Annotated in this window: 17 protein-coding genes and 1 pseudogene; 9 read left to right on the top strand and 9 right to left on the bottom strand. The window is 71.6% G+C overall.

Annotated elements, in window-relative coordinates:
• Positions 1-412: alpha/beta fold hydrolase (locus Q0C12_RS10575; protein WP_290890037.1), on the bottom strand; the 412-nt coding region annotated here is incomplete at its 3' end.
• The gene (hemH, locus tag Q0C12_RS10580) at positions 412-1,422 is read right to left on the bottom strand and encodes a ferrochelatase (RefSeq protein ID WP_290890040.1); all 1,011 of its coding nucleotides are present in this window, start codon (positions 1,420-1,422) and stop codon (positions 412-414) included. The genes hemH and Q0C12_RS10575, both read right to left, overlap by 1 nt.
• A gap of 118 nt (positions 1,423-1,540) precedes the next feature.
• On the opposite strand from hemH, the pseudogene Q0C12_RS10585 reads away from it, so the two are divergent.
• The 5 genes and pseudogenes from Q0C12_RS10585 to Q0C12_RS10605 form a co-directional block, all read left to right on the top strand.
• Positions 1,541-2,224, top strand: a pseudogene (locus Q0C12_RS10585) (lipid-binding SYLF domain-containing protein); the annotation flags it as partial.
• 78 nt (positions 2,225-2,302) lie between these two features.
• Complete coding sequence (gene tatA / locus Q0C12_RS10590) at positions 2,303-2,530, top strand: Sec-independent protein translocase subunit TatA (protein WP_034212134.1); 228 nt, start codon at positions 2,303-2,305, stop codon at positions 2,528-2,530.
• A 28-nt stretch (positions 2,531-2,558) separates the two neighbouring features.
• Positions 2,559-3,044, top strand: a complete 486-nt coding sequence (gene tatB, locus Q0C12_RS10595; protein WP_290890044.1) for a Sec-independent protein translocase protein TatB — start codon at positions 2,559-2,561, stop codon at positions 3,042-3,044.
• Positions 3,041-3,781 carry a twin-arginine translocase subunit TatC gene (gene tatC / locus Q0C12_RS10600; RefSeq protein WP_290890047.1) on the top strand — a complete coding sequence of 247 codons (741 nt, stop codon included), beginning with the start codon at positions 3,041-3,043 and terminating at the stop codon, positions 3,779-3,781. The genes tatB and tatC overlap by 4 nt, the downstream gene beginning before the upstream one ends.
• 4 nt (positions 3,782-3,785) lie before the next feature.
• Positions 3,786-4,475 (top strand): RDD family protein, encoded by a 690-nt coding sequence (locus Q0C12_RS10605; RefSeq protein WP_290890051.1) that lies wholly within the window; start codon positions 3,786-3,788, stop codon positions 4,473-4,475.
• 10 nt (positions 4,476-4,485) lie between these two features.
• On the opposite strand, the gene Q0C12_RS10610 is transcribed toward Q0C12_RS10605, so the two are convergent.
• Together Q0C12_RS10610 and Q0C12_RS10615 are read right to left on the bottom strand one after the other, a co-directional pair.
• Entirely contained in the window at positions 4,486-5,391 is a 906-nt protein-coding gene (locus tag Q0C12_RS10610) for a hypothetical protein (RefSeq protein ID WP_290890053.1), read from the bottom strand.
• Entirely contained in the window at positions 5,388-6,119 is a 732-nt protein-coding gene (locus Q0C12_RS10615; protein ID WP_290890055.1) for a glutamine amidotransferase, read from the bottom strand. The genes Q0C12_RS10610 and Q0C12_RS10615 overlap by 4 nt, the downstream gene beginning before the upstream one ends.
• Before the next feature lie 69 nt (positions 6,120-6,188).
• Between Q0C12_RS10615 and glyQ the strand changes: the two genes are divergently transcribed.
• From glyQ to Q0C12_RS10635, 4 genes are all read left to right on the top strand, one after another.
• Positions 6,189-7,097 carry a glycine--tRNA ligase subunit alpha gene (gene glyQ / locus Q0C12_RS10620; RefSeq protein WP_290890057.1) on the top strand — a complete coding sequence of 303 codons (909 nt, stop codon included), beginning with the start codon at positions 6,189-6,191 and terminating at the stop codon, positions 7,095-7,097.
• The gene (glyS, locus tag Q0C12_RS10625; RefSeq protein WP_290890060.1) at positions 7,090-9,177 is read left to right on the top strand and encodes a glycine--tRNA ligase subunit beta; all 2,088 of its coding nucleotides are present in this window, start codon (positions 7,090-7,092) and stop codon (positions 9,175-9,177) included. The genes glyQ and glyS overlap by 8 nt, the downstream gene beginning before the upstream one ends.
• Before the next feature lie 178 nt (positions 9,178-9,355).
• Positions 9,356-11,131 carry an autotransporter assembly complex family protein gene (locus Q0C12_RS10630; protein WP_290890063.1) on the top strand — a complete coding sequence of 592 codons (1,776 nt, stop codon included), beginning with the start codon at positions 9,356-9,358 and terminating at the stop codon, positions 11,129-11,131.
• A complete protein-coding gene (locus Q0C12_RS10635; RefSeq protein WP_290890066.1) occupies positions 11,128-14,889 on the top strand; it encodes a translocation/assembly module TamB domain-containing protein in 3,762 nt (1,253 codons plus the stop codon). Before Q0C12_RS10630 ends, Q0C12_RS10635 begins: the two co-directional genes overlap by 4 nt.
• A 6-nt stretch (positions 14,890-14,895) precedes the next feature.
• Here Q0C12_RS10635 and Q0C12_RS10640 read toward each other — a convergent pair whose 3' ends face one another.
• The 5 genes from Q0C12_RS10640 to mnmG form a co-directional block, all read right to left on the bottom strand.
• Positions 14,896-16,104, bottom strand: coding sequence for a DUF922 domain-containing protein (locus Q0C12_RS10640; protein ID WP_290890069.1), 1,209 nt, complete (start codon positions 16,102-16,104; stop codon positions 14,896-14,898).
• Between the two features lie 87 nt (positions 16,105-16,191).
• Entirely contained in the window at positions 16,192-18,030 is a 1,839-nt protein-coding gene (locus tag Q0C12_RS10645) for an autotransporter domain-containing protein (protein WP_290890071.1), read from the bottom strand.
• A 196-nt stretch (positions 18,031-18,226) separates the two neighbouring features.
• Entirely contained in the window at positions 18,227-19,429 is a 1,203-nt protein-coding gene (locus Q0C12_RS10650; protein ID WP_290890074.1) for a hypothetical protein, read from the bottom strand.
• A gap of 31 nt (positions 19,430-19,460) precedes the next feature.
• A complete protein-coding gene (locus tag Q0C12_RS10655) occupies positions 19,461-20,042 on the bottom strand; it encodes a DUF2062 domain-containing protein (protein WP_290890078.1) in 582 nt (193 codons plus the stop codon).
• 6 nt (positions 20,043-20,048) lie between these two features.
• Complete coding sequence (mnmG, locus tag Q0C12_RS10660) at positions 20,049-21,926, bottom strand: tRNA uridine-5-carboxymethylaminomethyl(34) synthesis enzyme MnmG (protein WP_290890080.1); 1,878 nt, start codon at positions 21,924-21,926, stop codon at positions 20,049-20,051.
• Between the last annotated feature and the right edge of the window lie 719 nt (positions 21,927-22,645).

Raw genomic sequence — 22,645 nt, forward strand, 5'->3', positions numbered from 1 at the left:
CGGCCGGGTCGCCGGCCACCGGGCCCAAGGCTTCGACCAGGGCCAGGCGCCGCACCCGCGCCGGCGCCGCCGCGGCGACCGCGCAGGCGATCGCTCCGCCCATCGAATGGCCGAGCAGGTCGGCGCGGTCCCAGCCCAGCCCGTCGAGCGCATCGAGCACGTCGTGGATCCAGTCGGCGAAGGCGTAATCGTGCCCCGGCGCGCGGTGTGCCGACGCGCCGTGCCCCGGCAGGTCCAGCGCCACCAGGTCGAAGTCGGCGAGATCCGGCGCCAGCGGCAGGAAACTGGCGGCGTTGTCGAGCCAGCCGTGCAGGCACAGCAGGCGGGGGCCGCCGGCGGTGCCACCGCGCAGCGCAGCCAGCTCGCCGCGTGGTGACTCGAGCCGGATCTCGCGCAGGCCCGCGCCTGGCATCAGTGCGGCCAGCCCTGCAGGTGGCGGCGGGCCAGCGCGGCCAGGGCGGCGACGTGGCCGGGCTCTTCGTTCAGGGCGCTGATGTAGCGCAGCTGCCTGCCACCGGCGTGCCGGAAGACCTCGTCGTTCTCGACCGCGATTTCCTCCAGCGTTTCCAGGCAGTCGGCGGCGAAGCCCGGGCAGACCACGTCCACCGTGCCCAGCCCGTCCTTGCCCCACTGCTCGAGCGTCTTGTCGGTGTAGGGCTGCAGCCACTCCTCGCGGCCGAAGCGCGACTGGTAGGTCAGGAACCACTCGTTTTCCGACAGCCCCAGGCGCCGGGCCAGCAGGCACGCGCCCGCCTCGCACTGGCGGGGGTAGGGATCGCCGGCGCGCTCGAAGCGCTTGGGCAGGCCGTGGAAGGAGAACAGCAGCTTGTCGGCGCGACCGTGCAGGTCCCAGTGCGCGCGGATGCGCGACTCCATCGCGTCCAGCCAGCCGGCGTCGTCGTGGTAGTCGGCGATGAAGCGCAGCTCGGGCACGCGGCGCCAGGTCGAGATTTCCTTGTTGACCGCATCGAGCACGGTGGCGCTGGTGCTGGCCGAGTACTGCGGGTACAGCGGCAGCACCAGCAGCCGCGTCATGCCCTCGGCCTCGAGCTGGCGCAGCACCGACGGGATGGACGGGTTGCCGTAGCGCATCGCCATCCGCACCGGCAGGTCGGGCAGCGAATGCTGCATCGCCTTGGCCAGGCGCTGGGTGTGCACCAGCAGCGGCGAGCCGCCCTCCATCCAGATCGAGGCGTACTTCTTCGCCACCTTGCCCGAGCGCAGCGGCAGGATGATGAAGTGCAGGATCGGGCACCACAGCCAGCGGGTCAGTTCGACCACGCGGTGGTCGTGCAGGAACTGCGCCAGGTAGCGCTTCACCGCCGGCCGGGTGGCGGCGTCGGGCGTGCCCAGGTTGACCAGCAGCACGGCGGTCTTGCCGGGGCCGGCGGCTTGGGGGGCATCGCGATAGGGCGGGGTCATGCGGCGCTGTCCGGGTCGGGGGAACACAAACTATCATCGCCGGAATGAAGGCCCGGCTCACGCCCGGTTCATGGCGCGAAGCCATACTCGTCCCGTCGTTTCCTCCCGGAGGTCCCCCATGAATCGCTTGCTGGCCCCGCTCGCCGCCGCCCTCGCCCTGCTGCTCGCCTTCGCCGCCCCGGCCCATGCTGGCGAGAAGGAAGACGCCAAGGCCGCCGACGCCGCCCGCGTGCTGGGCGAGATCATGCGCATCCCGGAAACCGCGGTGCCCGAGAAGATGTTCACCGACGCCCACGCCATCGCGGTCATCCCCGACGTGGTCAAGGCCGGCCTGGTGCTGGGCGGTCGCGGCGGTACCGGCCTGATCTCGGTGCGCAGCCCGGACGGCACCTGGTCCAACCCCAGCTTCATCAAGCTCGGCGGCGGCAGCATCGGCTTCCAGGCCGGCGTGCAGTCCTCCGACGTGATCCTGGTCTTCCGCAGCCCGCGCGGCGTGGACAACATCGTCAACGGCAAGTTCACCCTCGGCGCCGACGCCAGCGTGGCCGCCGGCCCGGTCGGCCGCACCGCCCAGGCCGCCACCGACGAGCAGCTCAAGGCCGAGATCTACAGCTACTCGCGCGCCCGCGGCCTGTTCGCCGGCGTGGCCCTGGACGGCACCGTGCTGCGCATCGACCACCGCGCCAACCAGCGCGCCTACGGCCCCAACACCACCCCGCGGGCCATCTTCGAGGGCCGCGCCAATGCCGCCCCGGACGCGCTGGTGCTGTTCCGCGACCGCCTGGAAGAGAACACCCTCGCCCAGTGACCATCGGGCCAGCGCAGCCGCGGGCCGGCTGCGCTATCCTTCCCGGCATCGGATCAACGCAGGGAAACCCCCATGGGCAGCTTCAGCATCTGGCACTGGCTCATCGTTCTGGTCGTGGTCGTGCTGGTGTTCGGCACGAAGAAGCTCAAAGGGGTCGGCAAGGACCTGGGCGAAGGCATCCAGGGCTTCAAGGAAGGCCTGAAGGGCAAGGACGAGCCGCCGTCGCAGATCGGCAGCGAAAAGCGCGACATGCCGTCCGACGAAACCTCGCGCCAGGACAGCCAGCGCAAGGACTCCTGAGTCCCGGCCCCGCGCCGGCACCCTTGCCATGTTCGACATCGGCTTCAGCGAACTGCTGATCATCGCGGTCGTGGCCTTGGTCGTGCTCGGTCCCGAGCGCCTGCCCAAGGCCGCGCGCTACACGGGGCTGTGGGTGCGCAAGGCGCGGGCGCAATGGTATTCGGTCAAGGCCGAATTCGAGCGCGAGATGGCCGCCGACGAACTCAAGCGCAGCGTCGGCAACCCGGCGCAGGACCTGCGCACCGAGCTCGAGGCCGTCGGCAAGGAAGTCACTGCCGCCGGCCAGGCCGCCAGCGAGGGCGTCCGCGACGCCGAGGCGCTGGCCCGGGCCGACGCCGATACCGCCCTCCAGGACATCCCCCCAAGCACGGGTCCGGGAACGGGGTCTGGTTCCGCCGGGGAGCCCGGGCCGGACTTCGAGTTCTACAGCGATCCGGAGCCCTTCAAGCTCACGCCCGACGAGGTGCCGGCGGATGCCGATGCGCCGAAGCGGCCGGGGGCGTCGAAGCCATGAGCGGTCCCGACACCCCGGCCGAAGAATCCCTGATGGGCCACCTGCTGGAGCTGCGCGCGCGCCTGATGCGCGGGGTGGCGGCGGTGCTGGTGGTGTTCCTGGCGCTGATGCCCTTCGCCAAGCCGCTCTACAACCAGTTCGCGCAGCCGCTGGTGGCCAAGCTGCCCAGCGGCGGCATGCTGCAGGCCATCGATGTGGCGGGCGGCTTCTTCATCCCGATCAAGCTCGCCTTCTTCGTGGCCCTGCTGGCCACGATGCCCTGGCTGCTTTACCAGGCCTGGGCCTTCGTGGCGCCGGGGCTTTACCAGAACGAGAAACGCCTGGCGCGGCCGATCCTGCTGGCGGCGGTGCTGCTGTTCTACATCGGCTGCGCGTTCGCGTGGTTCCTGGTGCTGCCGACGGTGTTCGGCTTCCTGGCCATGTTCACCCCGGAATCGGTGGCGATGGCGCCCGACGTCTCGCGCTACCTCGATTTCGTGCTGGTGATCCTGCTGGCCTTCGGACTGAGCTTCGAGCTGCCGGTGGCGGTGGTGGTGCTGGTGCTGCTGGGCGTGGTGACGCCGGCGCAGCTGCGCGAGGCGCGCGGCTACGTGGTCGTGGGCGTGTTCGTGCTGGCCGCGATCATCACCCCGCCCGACGTGGTGTCGCAGCTGATGCTGGCCATCCCGATGTGCCTGCTCTACGAGCTGGGCATCCTCGCCGGCGCCATGCTGCGCCCGGCCCGGGCCGCCGACTGAGCCCATGAACCGGCCGGCTGGCTTCTGGCGCCGCTACGCGGCCTACAGCGCCGACGCCAGCGCCATCAGCCTGCTGGCGCTGCCGCTGCTCTGGCACCGCCTACGAGACGCCTGGGGCGTGTTCGACGAGGGCCTGCAGGCGCTGCAGTCCAGGATCTTTGAGTTGCTTGACCTGGCGCTGGCGCGCGGCGACGAGCCGCTGCGCCAACTGGGGCTGTTCGCCTTCGACGAGGTGCTGCGCGCGGAGTTGGCGGGCCTGGCCGGCGAGCTGCTGTGGCTGGCGCTGGCGGTGTCGGCGGGGCTGTTCGTGGTGGCGGCCGTGTGGTTCGTTTCGTTCGAAAGCTCGCGCTGGCAGGCCAGCCCGGGCAAGCGGCTGCTGGGCCTGCGCGTCACCGACGTCCACGGCGCGCGCTGCGGGCCGGGCCGGATCGCGCTGCGATTCGTGGCGGGCATCCCGAGCTGGCTGGTGCTGCACCTGGGCCACGCGCTGGCGGCGTGGACCCCGGGCAAGCGCGCCCTGCACGATTACCTTGCCGGCACCCGGGTCGAACTGGCCCCGGGCGCCCCGGAAGCGATGCCGCGCGGTGGCCGGAGCTGGCTGCTGCTGCAGGCCGCGCTGTTCTTCGGCGCGGTCGGCTTGATCATGCTGCGCTACCTGCAGCTGATCCTTGAGGTCGCGCAGGGCGGCCTCTGAGCCGCGGGCATCAGGCTTCCAGCGCGTCGGCCGGTGCCGCCACCGCCTCGCCGAAGATGTCGCGCCAGGCGTGGTAGTAGAACCCGAACATCACCACGTACATCGCCAGCATCAGGCCCAGGTAGACGGGCACGGCCACCGCGGCCGCAAGCACCGGGCTGGCCATCGCCAACAGGCCCAGCACCAGGATCACGATGATGGCTACGAAGAAGATGAGCACGCCGCCGAAGACCACCGCCGCGGCCGTGAACAGGGCGAACGGCAGCACGTAGCGCAGCATGGCCGCGAAGCCGGTGACCGTCGCGTCGACCGCCCCGCGGCCACCCAGCGCGGCCTGCAGGTAGGCCAGCAGGTAGCCGTGCATGCTGACGAACAGCACCACCATCGCCGCCGGGAACCACAGCAGCAGCCAGGGCGACGGCGGCGGGAGGCCGGCCATGTCCGGCTGGCCGCCCGGCGGCGTCGCCATCGAGCGCGCGAACAGCTCCACGACGAAGTCCTTGGACGGCATCGCCAGGTAGAGGACGGCGACGATCGCGACGTAGACCAGCATGCACAGCAGCGCGGTGCCGATCATCCGCCGCGCGAAGCCGCCATCGCGATAACCCTCGAAGACGTCCGTCGCCGAGGCCGGCTGGCCGAGTTCGCAGCGATGCAGCAACCTCAGCGCCCCGCCCATCACCGGCGGCACCACCAGCAGGCTGAAGACCATCACCGCGCCGTAAACCGCCATCAGCGTCGCCATCGGCGGCTTGACCACGTGCTCGATGTACACCTGCGGCACCGACGGGAGGACGGCGACCAGCAGCATCAGGCCGAAGCCGCCGATCAGGGCGCCCGGCTGCTTCCGGCCGCTGTCCAGCGCCTTCATCAGCCAGCGGAAGGGAGAGGCGAGGGTGATGCGGCTGGAGGTCATGCGGATGTCCTGTGGCGGGCCCGGGCATGGGCGACATGGATGAAACGACGAAGCACCCGGCGCGCCAGCGGGGCCGGCTTCACCGCCGCCAGCAGCTGGCGGTGGCAGCTGCCTTCCGCGGCCAGCGCGTCGGCGCGGGCCTGGATGTAGCCGCGCATCATGTGGGTGCTGAATTCAGGGTGGAACTGCACGCCCCAGGCCGCCTCGCCCCAGCGGAAGGCCTGGCAGTCGTCGCGGCCGGAGCGCGCCAGCACCTCGGCCGCAGGCGGCGGCGCGGTGACCGTCTGCAGGTGGGTGGTCTGGGCGTCGAACTCGGCCAGTCCCGCGAACAGCGGGTCGGCCGCGGCGGCGGCCGAGGTGGCCACCGGCACCGTGCCCATCTCGCGGCCGCGCGGGTTGTAGTCGACCGTGCCGCCCAGCGCGTGCGCGATCAGCTGGTGGCCATAGCAGATGCCGAACAGCGGCCTGCCGGCGTGGGCGGCGTCGCGCAGCCAGTCGGCGGTGCGCTCGCTCCAGTCCAGGCGCTCGGTGACCATGGCGCCCGAGCCGGTGACCAGCACGCCGGCGTAGTCGCCCGCCTGCGGCAGCGCCTCGCCGTCGAGCACGTGGCAGTGGCGCACGTCGCGGGCATGCAGCCCGGCCGCGACCCGGATCCAGTGGCCAAAGCCGCCGTGGCGGCGCAGCTGCGGCAGGGGCCGCCCGGTCTCGAGGATCAGGAAGGGTTTCATCGGGCGTGGCGCGGGCCGTGCGGGGGTTCGCCGCTATACTAGCGCGCTGAATACACAGGCGAATACGCGATGAGCGCACCCACCTTCCAGGAACTGATCCTGAGGCTCAACCAGTACTGGGCCGACCAGGGCTGCGTCCTGGTCCAGCCGCTCGACCTTGAGGTCGGCGCCGGCACCTTCCACCCCGCCACCTTCCTGCGCGCGCTGGGCCCCGAGCCCTGGCGCGCCGCCTACGTGCAGCCCTGCCGCCGCCCCACCGACGGCCGCTACGGCGAGAACCCGAACCGGCTGCAGCGCTACTACCAGTACCAGGTGGTGCTCAAACCCAACCCGGACGACATCCTCGACCTGTACATCGGCTCGCTCAAGGCGCTGGGCATCGACCCGCTGGTGCACGACCTGCGCTTCGTCGAGGACAACTGGGAATCGCCGACGCTGGGCGCCTGGGGCCTGGGCTGGGAAGTCTGGCTCAACGGCATGGAGGTCACCCAGTTCACCTACTTCCAGCAGGCCGGCGGCCTGGAGTGCAGGCCGGTGACGGGCGAGATCACCTACGGCCTCGAGCGCCTGTGCATGTACCTGCAGAACGTGGACAACGTCTTCGACCTGGTCTGGACCCGCGGCCCGCAGGGCGACATCACCTACCGCGACGTGTACCACCAGAACGAAGTCGAGCAGAGCACCTACAACTTCGAGCACGCCGACGTGGCCGAGCTGTTCCACCGCTTCGACGCCTGCGAGGCCGAGGCCCTGAAGCTGGTGGAGGCCGGGCTGCCGCTGCCCGCCTACGAGCAGGTCTGCAAGGCCTCGCATTCGTTCAACCTGCTCGACGCCCGCCGCGCGATCTCGGTCACCGAACGCCAGCGCTACATCCTGCGCGTGCGCACGCTGTCGCGCGCCTGCGCCGAAGCCTATTACGCCCAGCGCGAGAAGCTGGGCTTCCCGGGCCTCAAGAACCAGGAGGCCGTGAATGGCTGACCATCTGCCGCTGCTGATCGAACTGGGCACCGAAGAGCTGCCGCCCAAGGCGCTGCCCGAACTGGCGCAGGCCTTCCACGACGGCGTGCTCAAGGCCCTCGCCGCGCGCCGCATCGACGTGCGAACCGAAGCCAGCGACCTGCGCGCCGGCCCGCTGTACTCGCCGCGCCGCCTGGCGGTGTTCCTGCCGGCCGTGGCGGTGCAGCAGCCGCAGCAGCACAGCGAAGTCCTGGGCCCTTACATGAACATCGGCCTGGACGCCGACGGCAAGCCGACGCCGGCGCTGCTCGGCTTTGCACAGAAGAACGGCCTGCCGTGGGAGAAGCTCGACCGCGTCACCGACGCCAAGGGCATGCGCTTCGCTGCCCGCAGCTCGCGTCCGGGCGCGGCCACCATCGACCTGCTCGCGGAGATCACCGCCGAGGCGCTCAGGGGCCTGCCGATCCCCAAGCCGATGCGCTGGGGCAGCCGCGACATCGCCTTCGTGCGCCCGGTGCACTGGCTGGTGATCCTGCTCGGCCGCGACGTCGCGCCGGGCGAGGTGCTGGGCCTGAAGGCCGACCGCATGAGCCGCGGCCACCGCTTCCACCACGGCAAGGGCGTGTGGCTCAACGACGCCGCCGAATACCTGCAGGCGCTGCGCGAAGCGCACGTGCTGGCCGACCCGCGCGAGCGCCGCGAGCGCGTGCGCGCCGAGATCGCCGCCGCCGCGCGCGAGGCCGGCGGCCAGGCCCGCGTGCCGGCCGAGCTGCTCGAGGAAGTGAACTGCCTGGTCGAGTGGCCCAAGGCCATCCTGTGCAGCTTCGAGCCCGGCTTCCTGCGCGTGCCGCACGAAGCGCTGGTGTCGACGATGGAGGCCAACCAGAAGTTTTTCCCGGTGCACGCCGCCGACGGCAAGCTCAGCGAGAAGTTCATCGGCATCGCCAACCTCGACAGCAAGGACCCGGCCGAGATCCGCAAGGGCTACGAGCGGGTGATCCGCCCGCGCTTCGCCGATGCGCAGTTCTTCTTCGACGAAGACCTCAAGCAGGGCCTGGCGGCGATGGCCGACGGCCTGGCGTCGGTCACCTACCAGCAGAAGCTCGGCAGCCTGGCCGACAAGACCGCGCGCGTGGCCGAACTGGCCGCCGCGCTGGCGAAAGCGCTCGGCATGGACGAAGCCGCGGCCCGCCGCGCCGCCGCGCTGGCCAAGGCCGACCTGCAGAGCCGCATGGTCGGCGAATTCCCCGAGCTGCAGGGCATCGCCGGGCGCTACTACGCCACCGCCGCGGGCGAGCCCGAGGCCGTGGCCCGGGCCATCGACGAGGCCTACCAGCCGCGCTTCGCCGGCGACGCCATCGCCACCTCGCCGCTGGGCCGCGTGCTGGCCATCGCCGAGCGCCTGGACACCCTGGCCGGCGGTTTCGCCGCGGGCCTGAAGCCGACCGGCAACAAGGACCCGTTCGCCCTGCGCCGCAATGCGCTGGGCCTGGCGCGCACGATCATCGAGGGCGGGCTGGAGCTGGACCTGCCGGCGCTGGTCGCGGTCGCCGCGACGTCGCTGCCGGCCGGCGTGTCGCTCGACGCCAGCGAACTGCTGGACTTCATCCTCGACCGCCTGCGTGGCTACTACGCCGACCAGGGCGTGCCGGGCACGCAGTTCGACGCGGTGGCCGACGTGCGGCCGGCGTCGCTGCTCGACTTCGACAAGCGCCTGAAGGCCATCGCCGGCTTCGCACGGATGCGCGAGGCCGGTTCACTGGCCGCGGCCAACAAGCGCATCCGCAACATCCTGCGCAAGGTCGAGGCGCCGATCCCGGACGCGGTCGATCCCGCGCGCCTGGTCGAGCCCGCCGAGCAGGCGCTGCACGCCGCGTTGGCCCAGGCCCTGGCCGACACGGACCCGCTGCTGGCGCAGCGCGACTACGTCGGCACGCTCAAGCGCCTGGCCGACCTGCAGGGCCCGGTCGACAACTTCTTCGACCGGGTGATGGTGATGGCCGACGACGCCGCCGTGCGCGACAACCGCCTGGCGCTGCTGAAGCTGGTCGCCGACCGCTTCGCGAAGGTGGCGGCGGTGGAGCAGCTTTCCGCCAGCTGAGGCACGCCACGCACGGGCCGCGGGTGCGACCAGTCGCGCCTGGCGCGCCCCGGGGGCGGGTCGCGGGCCCCTGCGTCGCGGCCCACCCAAGGCCACTGGCTCCGGTTCGTGCCGGCGGATGAACGCGGGTCGTTTCGTCGCGATGCGCGAACATGGCCTGCGGGTATCCTTGGCCCAGATGCGAAACGTGCTCCTGCCACCCGCCCTGCTCGCCTGCGCCCTGCTGCTGCCCGCCACCGGCTCGGCACTGGAGCTGCGCTCGGTCGAGGTGCGCGGGCTGGACGACGAGGAGATGCGCGACAACGTCGACGACGCCCTGTCGCTGCAGCGGCTCAACCCCAACCGCCGCAAATCGCTCAGCGAAAGCCGGCTGGCCTACCTCCTGCGCCAGGTGCCGCGCGAGACCCGCCAGGCGCTGGAGCCCTTCGGCTACTACGACCCCCGGGTCGCAACCGAGCTGGTGCGCGAGGGCGAGGCCGTCACCGTGATCGTGCAGGTGGACGCCGGCGAGCCGGTGCGCGTGCGCCAGCGCGACCTGCGCATGGACGGCCCGGCCGGCGAGGACCCGGCGATCACGCGGCGGCTCGAGCGTCTTCGCCCGCGCCAGGGCCAGCCGTTCGACCACGGCGTCTATGAGGACGGCAAGTCGCAGATCGACGCGAGCCTGGCCGCGCGTGGCTACTTCGACGCCGTGCTGGAAACCCACCGCGTCGAAGTCACCCGCGCCGAGCACAGCGCCGACATCACCCTGGCCTGGCGCAGCGGCGAGCGCCACCGCTTCGGCGCGGCGCGCTTCGAGGGCCACCAGTTCCGCCCGGGACTGCTGGAGAACCTGGTGCCGTGGGAGCCCGGCGACCCTTACCAGCAGTCCGAGCTGCTGGCGCTGCAGGCTTCGCTGGCCGAGCTCGACTACTTCGCCGCCATCGACATCCAGCCCGAGCCGGCCGAAGGCGACGACCTCACCGTGCCGGTGCAGGTGGCGCTGGCGCCGGCCAAGCGCAGCGTCTATTCCGCCGGCCTGCGCTTCGGCACCGACACCGGCGCCGGCATCACCGCCGGGCTGGAGCGACGCTGGGTGAACAACCGCGGCCACAAGCTGCGCAGCCAGGTCAGCCTGGCCGAGCGCCGCAACGACCTGACGGTGCAGTACCGCATCCCCGCGTTCGCCTGGCTCGACGGCTGGTACACGGTGGCGGCCAGCGTGCGCGAGGAACCCTTCGACTTCATCGACAGCGAACTGATCGAGCTGGTGGGCAGCCGCAGCGGGCGCATCGGCGACTGGGAGCTGGTGGCGGGCCTGAACTACCGGCGCGAACGCTTCGATGATTCGGTGACCGGCGAAAACCGCAGCTACAGCAGCCTGGTCTACCCCTCGCTGTGGGCGAAATGGGGCGACCGCGACGACGTGCTCTACCCGCGCAGCGCCCAGTCCCTCGAGCTGGAACTGCGTGCGGGCAGCACCGCGCTGGGCTCGGACATCGACTTCCTGCAGCTGCGCGCCCAGGGCCGGATGGTGCGCAGCTTCGGCCGCCGCAACCGCCTGCTGCTACGCGCCGAGGCCGGCACCACGGTCAGCGATGACTTCGCCGAGTTCCCGCCGTCGCTGCGCTTCTACGCCGGCGGCGACCGCAGCGTGCGCGGCTACGGCTACCAGGAAATTGGCCAGTTCTTCGAAGGCACCGACGGCCGGCGCTTCGTGTTCGGCGGCAAGCACCTGATGGTGGTGAGCGCCGAGGTCGAGCGCATGTTCAACCGCTCCTGGGGCGCGGCCGTGTTCGTGGACGCGGGCGATGCCTTCGACGACTTCAATGCCTACGACTGGGAGATCGGCGCCGGCGTCGGCCTGCGCTGGCGATCGCCGGTCGGGCCGGTGCGGCTGGACCTGGCGCACGGTTTCGGCGACGCGGCGCAGCAGTCGGTGCGGCTGCACCTGAACATCGGGCCGGACCTGTGACGGCCGCGCCGCGACCGCCGCGGTCCTTTGCCCGGCGCTGGGGCCGTCGCGTCGGCTGGGCCGGCGGCCTGCTGGTGCTGGCGGCCGGCGTGCTGCTGTATTGGCTGCTGGCCACTGGCGGCGGACGCGATGAGCTGCTGGGCCGGGTACTGCGGGCGCTGCCGCCGGAGTCACTCCAGTACTCACGCGCCGAAGGCACGGTTTACGGGCCGCTGGTGCTGCACGACCTGGTGTATCGCCAGGACGGTCTCGAGTTCCGCGCCCGCCGCGTGCTTCTCGATGCGCGCGTGCTGCCGGCCTTGGGCCGACGGCTGCAGCTCGAGGCGCTGGAGGTCGATGCCGCCGAATTGGTCCTCGCGCCTGCGGCGGAGACGCCCTTCGCGCTGCCGGAGTGGCCCGGCGTGCTGCCGCGCCTGGATGTGCCGCTCGACCTGCGCGCCAAGCGGTTCACGATCGACGGTTTCGTGCTGCGGCAGGGCGAGTCGCCGCCGTGGTCGCTCGCGCGCGTCGAGGGCAGCGACCTGCACCTGGTGGACGGCGGCCTGCGGCTCGGCTCGCTGGAGGCCACGCACGCGGGCGGACGGCTGTCGCTGTCGGGCGAGTACCTGCCCGGCCGGAATTTCCGCACCCTGCTCAAGGGCCGGCTCGACCTGCCCGCCACCGACGCGCTGCCCGCCGCGAGCCTGGCCTTCGACGGCCAGGGCGACCTGGGCCGCTTCGCCCTGGAGGCCGCCGGCACGCTGCCCGAACGCACGTCGCTGTCGCTGGCGTTCGAGGACGGTGCCGGCGCGGCGCCGGCCTGGACGCTGTCGGCGGAATCGGCGGGGCTGCTGCCCGCGCGCTTCGGGATGGGCGACGGCGAGCCGGTGGTTTTCAAGCTCGACGCCCGCGGAACCGGCAGCGCCGCGACGGTCGAAGGGCGGTTCGCGCAGGGCGAACTCGCGCTCGAAGTCCTGCCGTCGAAGCTGACGCTCGCCGAGGGCCGCCTGCAGGCCGATCCGCTGCGTGTGCTGCACGAAAGTGGCGAAGTGGTGGTCACTGGCGACCTCGAGGTCGAGGGCGAATCGCCGCGCTTCGACCTGCGCCTGGCCACCGAGCGCTGGCGCCAGCTACCGACCAGCACCGAGGCCAACGCGGTGCCGGTGGACGTTTCCGGCGCGGTGACCGCGCGTGGCCGCTTCGACGCTTGGGAGCTGGCCGGCGAGGTGACGCTGGAGCGCGCGGGCGAACAGGCCGACATCACCCTGGCCGGCCGCGGCGACGAGCAGCAGCTGGCGCTGGACACGCTGCGCGTGCGCACGCCCGGCGGCCGGCTTGACGGCCGCGGCGAGGTCGCGTGGTCGCCCGGCGTGGTCGTGCGGCTCGACGCCGCGCTCGCCGGCTTCGATCCCGGCTACTTCCTGCCCGACTATCCGGGCGCGGTGAGCGGCCAGCTGGTGCTCGACGCGAGCCAGGCCGACGACGGGCGCTGGCAGGGCCGCGCGTCGCTGGACGGACTGGCGGGCCAACTGCGCGGGCGCGTGCTGGGCGGCCGCGCGCGCGCCGACTGGAACGGCCAGCGCGGCGAGCTCGACGCCGCGCTGCGCATCGGCGACAGCCAGCTCGAGGCGCGCGGTGGCTTTGGTGATCGCTACGACCTGCAGGCCCGGTTCGCGCCGCTGCAGCTGGCCGACCTGGTGGCGGATGGCCGCGGTCGGGTCGAAGGCACGCTGTCGGTGCGCGGTCCCGCCGCATCGCCCGACATCGACGCCGCGCTCGAGGGCCGCGACCTGGCCTGGAGCGGCGCCACCGCGGACACCGTCTCGCTGTCGGGCCGGCTGCCCGCGCGCGGCAGCGATGGCGACCTCCGCCTGCAGGCCACGGGCTTCGGCCTGGCCAACCTGGTCGCCGACACGCTCGACCTGCACGCCCGCGGCAGCCAGGCCGCGTTCGCACTCGACGCGCGCGCGACCGGACCCGATGGCGACCTCGCCCTCGTCGGCGACATCAGCCGCGCGGGCGCCGACTGGCGCGCGCAATTGAGTGCGCTCGAACTGACGCCGAAGCCCGGCCCGACGCTGTCGCTGCAGGGCGGGGCCGACCTGCGTTATGGCCCCGCCGGCGTCCGGGTGGCGCGCAGCTGCCTGGTCGCCGATGCCGGCGGCCGGCTTTGCGCCAGCGCCACCGGCGATCGCATCGAGCTCGAGGGCGACGCGCTGCCGCTCGCCCTCGCCCAGCCCTGGCTGCCGCAGGACGACGCCCTGCCGCTGTTCGCCGACGGCACGCTCGACCTGCGCGCCAACGGCCAGCGCGGCCGCGACGGCCGCTGGCGCGGTGAAGCGCGCGTGGATTCCGAGCGCGGCAGCCTGCGCTTGAGCCCGCAGGCGCAGCGCGAAGTTTTTGGCTATACCGCGCTGTCGCTGCAGGCCACGCTGGCCGGCGACCAGATCGACGCCCGCCTGGAGGCGGCGCTCGCCGACGAAGGGCGCGTCTCGGCGACGCTGCGCAGCGGCCTCGACCCGGCCGCCACGATGGACGGCCAAGTGGTGCTCGACGTTCGCGACCTCGCCTGGCTCGAACTGTTTTCGCCCGACCTCGCATCGCCCGTCGGCCGGCTGCAGGGCCGGCTGGCGCTGGCCGGCCGCCGCGACGCGCCCGAGATTTCCGGCCAGGCCCGCCTCGGCGGCTTCGCGGCCGAGCTGCCGGGACTGGGCCTGAAGCTGGCCGACGGCGAGTTCACCCTGGTCGGCGACGTCGACGGCAGCGCCCGCCTCGACGGCAGCCTGCGCTCCGGCGACGGCGTGCTGCGCTTCGACGGCAGCCTGAACTTCCGCGACCGCGCCGCGCCGCTGCAGCTGGTGCTGCAGGGCGAGCGCGTCACGCTCGCCAGCACGGCCGAGTTCTACGTGATCGCCAGTCCCGACATCACGCTACGCCTGCTGGAGGGGAAGCTCGAGCTTCGCGGGCGCATGGACGTCCCCGAGGCCCGCCTGGACCTGGAGGCGCTCGACAGCAACGCCACCGTCTCCGACGACGTGGTGGTGCTCGACCCGATCGATGGGCCGCGCGAGCGCCGCACGCCGCTGGACATGCGCTTCACCGTGGCGCTGGGCGACGACGTGCGCCTGAAGGGCTTCGGCCTGGATGGCCGCATGCGCGGCTCACTGGCCTTGCGCGAACGCCCCGGCCGGCCGGCCACCGCCAGCGGCACGCTCGACGTGAGCGGCAGCTATCGCGCCTACGGCCAGTCGCTGCAGATCCAGCGCGCGCGGCTGGGCTTCGCCAACTCGCCCTACGACAACCCCACGCTCGACATCCGCGCCGAGCGCGACTTCGACCGCGTCACGGTCGGCGTGCAGGTGCGCGGCACCGCGCGCCGCCCGCAAACCACCGTGGTCTCGAACCCGGCGATGGACACCAGCGAGGCGCTGTCGTGGCTGGTGTTCGGCCGCCCGCTCAGCACCACCACCGGCAACGAAGGCCAGCAGCTCAACGCCGCCGCGATGGCGCTGGGCGCGGGCGGCAACCTGGTGGCGCAGCAGATCGGCGCGCAGCTCGGGCTGGACGAAGCCGGCGTCACCGATTCGCGCAACCTCGGCGGCGCCACCTTCACCGTCGGCAAGTACGTCTCGCCGCGGCTGTTCCTGAGCTACGGCGTCTCCCTGATCGGCACCGGCCAGGTCGTCACCCTCAAGTACCTGCTCACCCGCGGCTTCGACATCAGCATCGAGTCGGGCAACGAGAACGCCGCCTCCCTCAACTGGCGCCTCGAGCGCTAGGACGGGCTATTCGCCCTCCGACGCCCGCGGTGACTGGAAAAGCGCTTCACGCACCTTCCGGCTCTCTTCGAATTCACGGAGCAACCTGGCCTGTCCCTGCGCCGTATCCATGTAGGGCGGCAGGTCGCCGGAGTTGTCGTAGCGCCGCTGCGAGGCATCCCTTCCCTGGTAGCCAAGGAAAGCGTGGTAGGACAAGGCGTGGTCGTCGAACCGCTGCTTGATGAACCGCAGGTAGGCGGTCAGCTGTTGGTCGTCGTGGTTGAGGGGTTTGGGCCGGTTGGCCACCTCGATGATCAACGGCGCTTGGGGCACGTTGGAAGCGGCGAAGCGGGCGAGGTAGTCCGCCTGTTCGATCCGATCATGCTCGGCCTGCGCACGCAGCCGGGCAGCGACGTCGGAAAGGATGCGCAGCAGGCCCTCGAGGTGCACGAGCTCGTGCATCATCGTGTCGTTCTGGTGCTGCCGCCAGAGTTCACGCTTTTCCGGCGACAGCTTCTGGCTGTCGACCATGTAAGGCACGTACATGATCGCCCGGACGAAAAGGTAGGCATCGCCAAGGTTCGAATGCGGGCCTTGGGTCGCCAGCGGTGTGCCATTGCAACCCTCCAGCGTCACGGTCTGCGGGTAGCGGGGCCAGGGCTTTGAGTCGGCGTAGGCGACTATGGTTTCGCGCCTCGCGAATCGGGCCTCGACGATCTCCACCGATCCGCCCGACGCGTTGGCGCGTGCGAGTTGCTCGGGCGTGTCGTAGTAAAGGCTCCGCGTATCCAGCGTTGGCCGCCAATACCGCTTCGGGCCCTCGACGTAAGGGTCGTCGACCGGATTGCCCTCGGGCGTGAAGTGGCTCCAGCGCGAGTAGACGTCCTTCGAGATCAGGGCGTACGGAAGCCAGAGCATGAAGGGGTGGTAGAAGTCCTCGTCACCCTCGAACGTCAACAGGGTCAGCCCCAGCGACAGGCACACGCCCTCCATCGGCACCGAGTCGAACACGGCCTGGACATTCCGGCCGATCACACTGCGATCCGCCGTGTCGGTGATGGGCGTCAAGGTCCGCATCACTTCCGGCAGGGCGCGCATCGGCGCCAGAGGCGGCGGCCTGACGCCTTGGCGGAACCAGAACCCGGGCTCGGCCCCCGCGGCCCCGGGTGACTGGGCGGCCGCGATGCCCATCGACATCGCCAGCGCGGCGACGAGGCACGTCAAGCTGTTTCGCATCGGATGGAGTCCGTTGGTTTGTGGACCATCGAAAAAAACAGGCCGCCTCGCGGCGGCCTGTGGATGGAACTACGCGTCGGACCTGCCTCAGAACGTGGTGCGCAGGCCCAGGCCGAAGGTGTTGCGGTCCTGCAGGTCGTCGGCGAAGCGGCCGTTGTAGCTCAGGTAGGCGGTGGTGCTGTCGCCAACCATGAACTGCAGGCCCACGTCGGCGCTGATCCAGTCCTTCGACGGCGTGAAGCCGCCGATGGTGAAGCGGCCCGGCATCGAGTTGGAGCCGGCGTTCACGCGGACCTGGTCGTCCTCGCCTTCCTCGTTGAAGGCCACGCGGGCGAACGGACGGATCGCGCGCTCGCTGTCGCCGAGGTTGCCCATCAGCTGGTAGCCGACGCGGGTAATCAGGGAATCGCGGTCGAACTCGCTGAAGTTCATCGAGGTGGCCGAACCGCTGCCTTCGGCGAAGCCGTCGACCGTCTGCTGCACCCACTGCGCGCCGATGAACGGACCGTGCTGCAGGCCGTCGGCCGAGCCGAACAGCCAGCCCAGGCCCAGCTCCGCGCCGAACTGGCTGGCGTTGGTGGTGCTGGTTTCCTCGCGCACGGTGGCGCCCATCTCGATGAAGCGCGAGATCTCGACGTCGGTGCTGCCGCCGCTGACGGCGCCGTGCACGTAGCCACCGCCGCCGAAGCGCAGCGCGCCGCCGATCGAGCCGATCACCGAGCGGCTCTCGAGCTCGGCGCTGGCGATGCCATTGTCGTGGTTGCCGAGCGTGATGCCCACGCCCCAGTACGCGTTCTCGCTGAGGCGATAATTGGCGCCCAGGGTCAGCGACAGCGCATCGGCGTCGCCGCCGAGGATGTTGGTGCTGGCGTTGTCCTCGTACTCATGCTGGCCGAAGTTCACGGTGGCGAAGCCGCGGACCGAACCGACCTCGCGGTTGAGCTGGAAGTCCGACATCAGCTCGTCGTTGATGGCGCGGCCGTGGTCGGCGGCAGCCTGCAGGCCACCTTCGCCGGCATACGACACCTGGATCGGCGCCGCGATGGTGGAGAGCACGACGTTGGCCAGGATGCGGTGCGCCGCACCGGTCGGGTGCACGCCGTCGGCGAACAGGAAGGTGTCGTTGGTGCCGGGCTGGTAGGTCGCCGGCGAGCCCGAACCCGCCGGGCCGCAGGCCACGGACGAGCCGGTGCAGGCGACGCCGGTGACGTTGGTGAAGCCGTAGAGACCCGGGTTGGCGACGATCTCGGAGATCAGGCCGAAGGTGTTGATGGCGATGATGCCGTCGCCGAGCGACGCCAGGCCGGTGTTGAGCGCCGAGTTGTAGACCACCGTGATCTGCGACACCGAAGCGGCAGTGCTCGGGCTGGCGCTGAACTGCGGCGTGGCGCCGAGATTGGGCAGGTTGTAGACCACGATGTAGCGCGCGCCGGCGCCCTGCAGGCGACCGATCTGCTGCACGTATGCGGTGGCCGCGGCGACCGTGTTGGCCTGCGCGGTGGCCGGGTTGCCCAGCGAGGCGAAGATGTCGTTGGCGCCGCCCCAGATGCTGTACAGCGCGTTCGGGTCTGCGCGGCCGCCGGTGGTGGCGAGGTACTGCGAGACCTGGGTCGGGATGTTCGGGACTGGGTTCAGGCAGGGGCCGGTGGCATTGACGCAGGAGCCACCCCAGGCGAAGTTCGGGCCGCCGGCGAGCGAGTTGGTGCCGGGCAAGCCGAAGTAGCGAGCGATGATTTCAGCCGCCACCGGATCCGGGTTGGTGGTGAAACTGTTGCCGGGCGGCAGGCCCGAGCTGGCGGCGATGTTGCCGGAATCGCTCAGGCTGTCGCCGAAGACGAAGAAGCCAGTGAAGTTCTGCGCCTGGGCGGCGCCGGCGCAACCGAGCGCGAGCGCAACGGCGCCGGCCAAACGATGGAAACGGGGCATGGGAAACTCCTGTCGGACTGTAGTTAAGTGCGTGACCACGCGCCCAGGGTCTCCTTAAAGGTGCCGCGCGGCGCATGCGCCGGCCGCACTCCCTCCCCTTGAGCCGCTGCCTCCGCCCCCGGTGGACCGGAGGCGTCGTCGCACCTTAATCCAAAGCCCGAATCCGTACCACTAGGTACAGTCCGGTCGTTTCCGTTCAGGGTCGGACGCGGGCACCGCGCAGGCGGGGCTGGCCGTCCTCGACCTCGGTCCAGGCCAGCCAGGCCTGGCCGTCGCGCAGCTGCAGGCGGGGGAAGCCGGTACCCCGGCCGCGGCCGGCGATATCGGCGACCTTCAGCCGGAAATGCTCGGCGTCGAGGGCGGGGCTGAACCGGGCCAGCCACAGCGACTGCCGGCCGCCCGTTTCCTGCGTCCAGCTCATCCAGACGCCGCCGGCATCGGCTGCCAGGTCCACGCGCCCCTGCTGGGCCTCGCCCACGGCGACTTCGCGCATGTCGCCGAAGCTGCCGCCGCCGTCGGTCGAGCGCGCCAGCCGCACCGAGGGCGCGGCGCCGGCGCCGGTGTACCAGGCCACCCAGGCCGCGTCGCCGCGCGCGGCGATGGCGGGACCGTTCACCGGGCAGGCCGGCATGAACCACTGGTCGGCGTGCACGGGCACCGGCGAGGTCCAGGCCTGGCCGTCGTGGCGGGCGACGCGGATGTCGCGGATCTCGCCCTCGGCGCGGTCGCGGTAGGCCAGCAGCACGCCGCGCGCGCCGACCGCGCTGTCGGTCTGGCAGCAGTCGCAAGTCATGGCGTCGATCTCGGCCTCGCCGCGCTTGCCGCCGTCGGCGCCGAAGCGCGCGCCGCGCAGGGTCATGGCGCCACCGTGGCCGTCGTGGCCGCCGCCATGGCTGCCGGCGCTGTGCCGGCCATCCAGCCAGGCGATGCCGACTTCGTCGTTTGCCTGCGGCCACAGGGTGGCGAAGCCGTGCTCGGTCGGGGTGCCGTCGTCGTGCACGGCGCCCAGCGCCCGCCAGGTCTGGCCGCCGTCGCGCGATACCTGCAGCCGCACGTCGTAGGCGTAGGTTGCCTCGCCGTTCTTGACCAGCGTGTGCGCCCACAGGCTGCCGTTGGGCAAGGCCTGCAGCGCGGGGAAGTCGGCCCAGTTGACGAACCAGTCGTCGCCTTCGGCGATCGTGCGCACCGACGACCAGGCCGACGGGCCGGTGCTGCGCGCGAACCGCAGGCGGTGGCCGCCGTCGGCGCGGCGCTCGATCCAGCTCAGCAGCAGGTCGCCGCCGGGCGCGACCGACAGGTTCGGCTGGGACGCGCCGGCCGGCGCGGGCAGCGACCAGGGCGACACGGAAACGGCCGCGGCGAAGCCGGGGATGAACACGAGTGCGAGCAGTATCTTCATGCCGGTAATCTAGTGAAGCCGGTGCGCGCTGTCACTTTTCCGCGGGCGGATCCGGGTCCTTCGGCGCGTGCAGCAGGTGCAGCGCGCGCAGCTGAGCGCTGAAATGGCGTGCCTCCCAGGCGAGCAGCCGCCAGCCCAGGTCCAGCAGGACCGCCAGCCCCAGCCCGCCGACCAAGCCGCCCAGCACCAGCGCATTGACCCGCGCACCCAGTTCGCCGACCCCGGCCCCGTAGCCGGTGAGTGCGATCAGCCACTGGCCCAGCGCATGCGTGCCCAGGTAGATCGGCCCGAGCGTGAGCGGGTTGGTGATCATCTGCAGCGCGATCATCACCGTGAGGTTGCCGCGCACCAGGATCGCCAGCGCCAGCCCGATCGCCACCTGCAGGCCATACACCGGCATCAGCGCCAGCACCGCGCCGACGTACAGCGAGGGCATCACCTGCGCGCGCTTGAACGACCACAGGTAGGGCCGCTTGCGCGCGGCTTCGGCGAACCACTTGATGATGGGATAGCGCGCGACGTTGGCGCGCCGCGGCAGCGGCCGCAGCCAGCGCCGCAGACGGCGACGGCGGGCCAGCCACTGCCGGTGCAGCGGGTGCGAGCGGACCGGCATCGCGGCTCAGGCCACGCGCTTGCCGCGGCGCTTGGCCAGGCAGACCAGCAGCAGCGAGATCGCCGCCGGGGTCATGCCGGGGATGCGCTGGGCTTGGCCGATGGTTTCCGGGCGCACCGAAGCCAGCTTGGCCTGCAGCTCGGCGGACAGGCCGGGGATGCCGGCGTAGTCGAAGTCTTCCGGCAGCTTCGTGTCTTCGTTGCGGCGGCTGCGCGCGATCTCGTCGTGCTGGCGCTCGAGGTAGCCGGCGTACTTCACGCCGATCTCCACCTGCTCGGCCACCGCGGCGTCGTCCACGGCGGGCGCCAGCGTGGGCAGCGCGGCGATCGCGGCGTAGTCCAGCTCCGGCCGCTTCATCAGGTCCAGCGCGGTGCACTCGCGGCTGAGCGTGACGCCGGTGGCCTCGGCCAGCTCGCGCGCCAGCGCCCCGCCGGGCGTGGCCCACACCGCCTGCAGCCGCGCGCGCTCGCGTTCGACCGCTTCGGCCTTGCGCGAGTACGCCGCCCAGCGCGCGTCATCGACCACGCCAAGCTCGCGCCCGACCGGCGTGAGCCGCGCGTCGGCGTTGTCCTCGCGCAGCTGCAGCCGGTACTCGGCGCGGCTGGTGAACATGCGGTAGGGCTCGGTGGTGCCGTGGGTCACCAGGTCGTCCACCAGCACCCCGAGGTAGGCCTGGTCGCGGCGCGGCGACCAGGCCTCGCGGCCCAGCACCTGGCGCGCGGCGTTTAGGCCGGCCAGCAGTCCCTGGGCCGCGGCCTCTTCATAGCCCGTGGTGCCGTTGATCTGGCCGGCGAAGAACAGCCCGTCCACCAGCTTGGTTTCCAGCGAGGCCTTCAGCCCGCGCGGATCGAAGTAGTCGTACTCGATGGCGTAACCCGGGCGCGTGATGTGCGCGTCCTCGAAGCCCTTGATCGAACGCACCAGCGCCACCTGAACTTCATACGGCAGCGAGGTGGAGATGCCGTTGGGATAAACCTCGTGCGTATCCAGGCCTTCGGGCTCGATGAACACCTGGTGCGAGGCCTTGTCGGCGAAGCGCACCACCTTGTCCTCGATGCTCGGGCAATAGCGCGGGCCCGCGCCCTCGATCACGCCGGCGTACATCGGCGACTGGTCCAGCCCGCCGCGGATGATCTCGTGCGTGCGCTCGCTGGTGTGCGTGATCCAGCAGCTGACCTGGCGCGGATGGTCGGCGGCGCTGCCCAGGAAGGAGAACACCGGCACCGGCGTGTCGCCCGGCTGCTCGGCCAGGCCGGTGTAGTCGATGCTGCGTCCGTCGATGCGCGGTGGCGTGCCGGTCTTGAGCCGGTCGATCGCGAACGGCCGCTCGCGCAGCCGCTGGGCCAGCGTCGTCGCGGGCGGGTCGCCGGCGCGGCCGCCGGGATAGTTCACCAGGCCGACGTGGATGCGGCCAGCGAGGAAGGTGCCGGCGGTCAGCACCACCGCACGGGCGTGGAAACGCAGGCCACTCTGGGTGATTACGCCGGTGACGCGGTCGCCTTCGATCAGCAGGTCGTCCACGGCCTGCTGGAACAGCGACAGGTTGGGCTGGTTCTCGACGATGCCGCGAATCGCCTGCCGGTACAGCACCCGGTCGGCCTGGGCGCGGGTGGCGCGCACGGCCGGCCCCTTGCTGGCGTTGAGGGTGCGCCACTGGATGCCGGCCAGGTCGGCGGCGCGCGCCATGGCGCCGCCCATCGCGTCGATCTCGCGCACCAAGTGGCCCTTGCCGATCCCGCCGATGGCGGGGTTGCAGCTCATCTGGCCGACGGTCTCGAGGCTGTGGGTCAGCAGCAGCGTGCGCGCGCCGCCGCGCGCCGAGGCCAGGGCGGCTTCGGTGCCGGCGTGTCCGCCGCCGATCACGATGACGTCGTAGCTGTGCATCCGGGTTTCCAAGGGACCGCGGGCCAGGCCGCGGGTGGGGCGCGGATTATCCCGCGCGCCGCGCCAACCTGCACACGACGGGGTTGGCACGCTTCATGCTTAATCTCAATGGCACCTGCCGCGGCCAACGCCGGGGGGCGTCGACCAGACTGAACAGGGGCTGGTCAGGCGCGCGACAGGGATGCCAGGGTCGGGAACTCCCGGGGGGGAGTTCCCGACCCTTTTTTTTTGCGGTTTTGAAAGAAGGACGCGATATCGCGGTCCTGGAAGAAAGTCGGCGCCCGGCGGGTCTTGGAACAGGGGGAATCCAGGGGACCTGGTGCCGGGCGCCGAACAGGCGATGCGGGGGCATTCGCGAGCGTCACGATGTGACGCTCCGGGTCAGTCAGCGGCCACAGGATGCGCCGGCCGATGGGTCGGTGCAACGTGATCCGGGCCCAAAAGCCTATTGTTCGTCGATGCGTCCTTCGTTTTGTGACGAACCTCTCGTTTCCGGAGGTGCCGGACGCTCCCGGGGCGGCGGCGGCGGGGCGGGACGCGGGGCCGGCTCGGGACGGCTGGCCGGCGGCGGGGCCGGACGATAGCTCTCGCGCGGGGCCATTCGCGGCTCGGGGCGCGGGGCCGGACGCATCTGCGGCATCTCGCGCGGTGCCGGGCGCATTTCCGGCGTCGGGCGGGGGCGCGGCGCATAAGCCGGCTCCTCGCAGATCGGAAGAGCG

Origin of the sequence: Arenimonas sp. (assembly GCF_022842045.1) — a bacterium.
GTDB lineage: Bacteria > Pseudomonadota > Gammaproteobacteria > Xanthomonadales > Xanthomonadaceae > Arenimonas.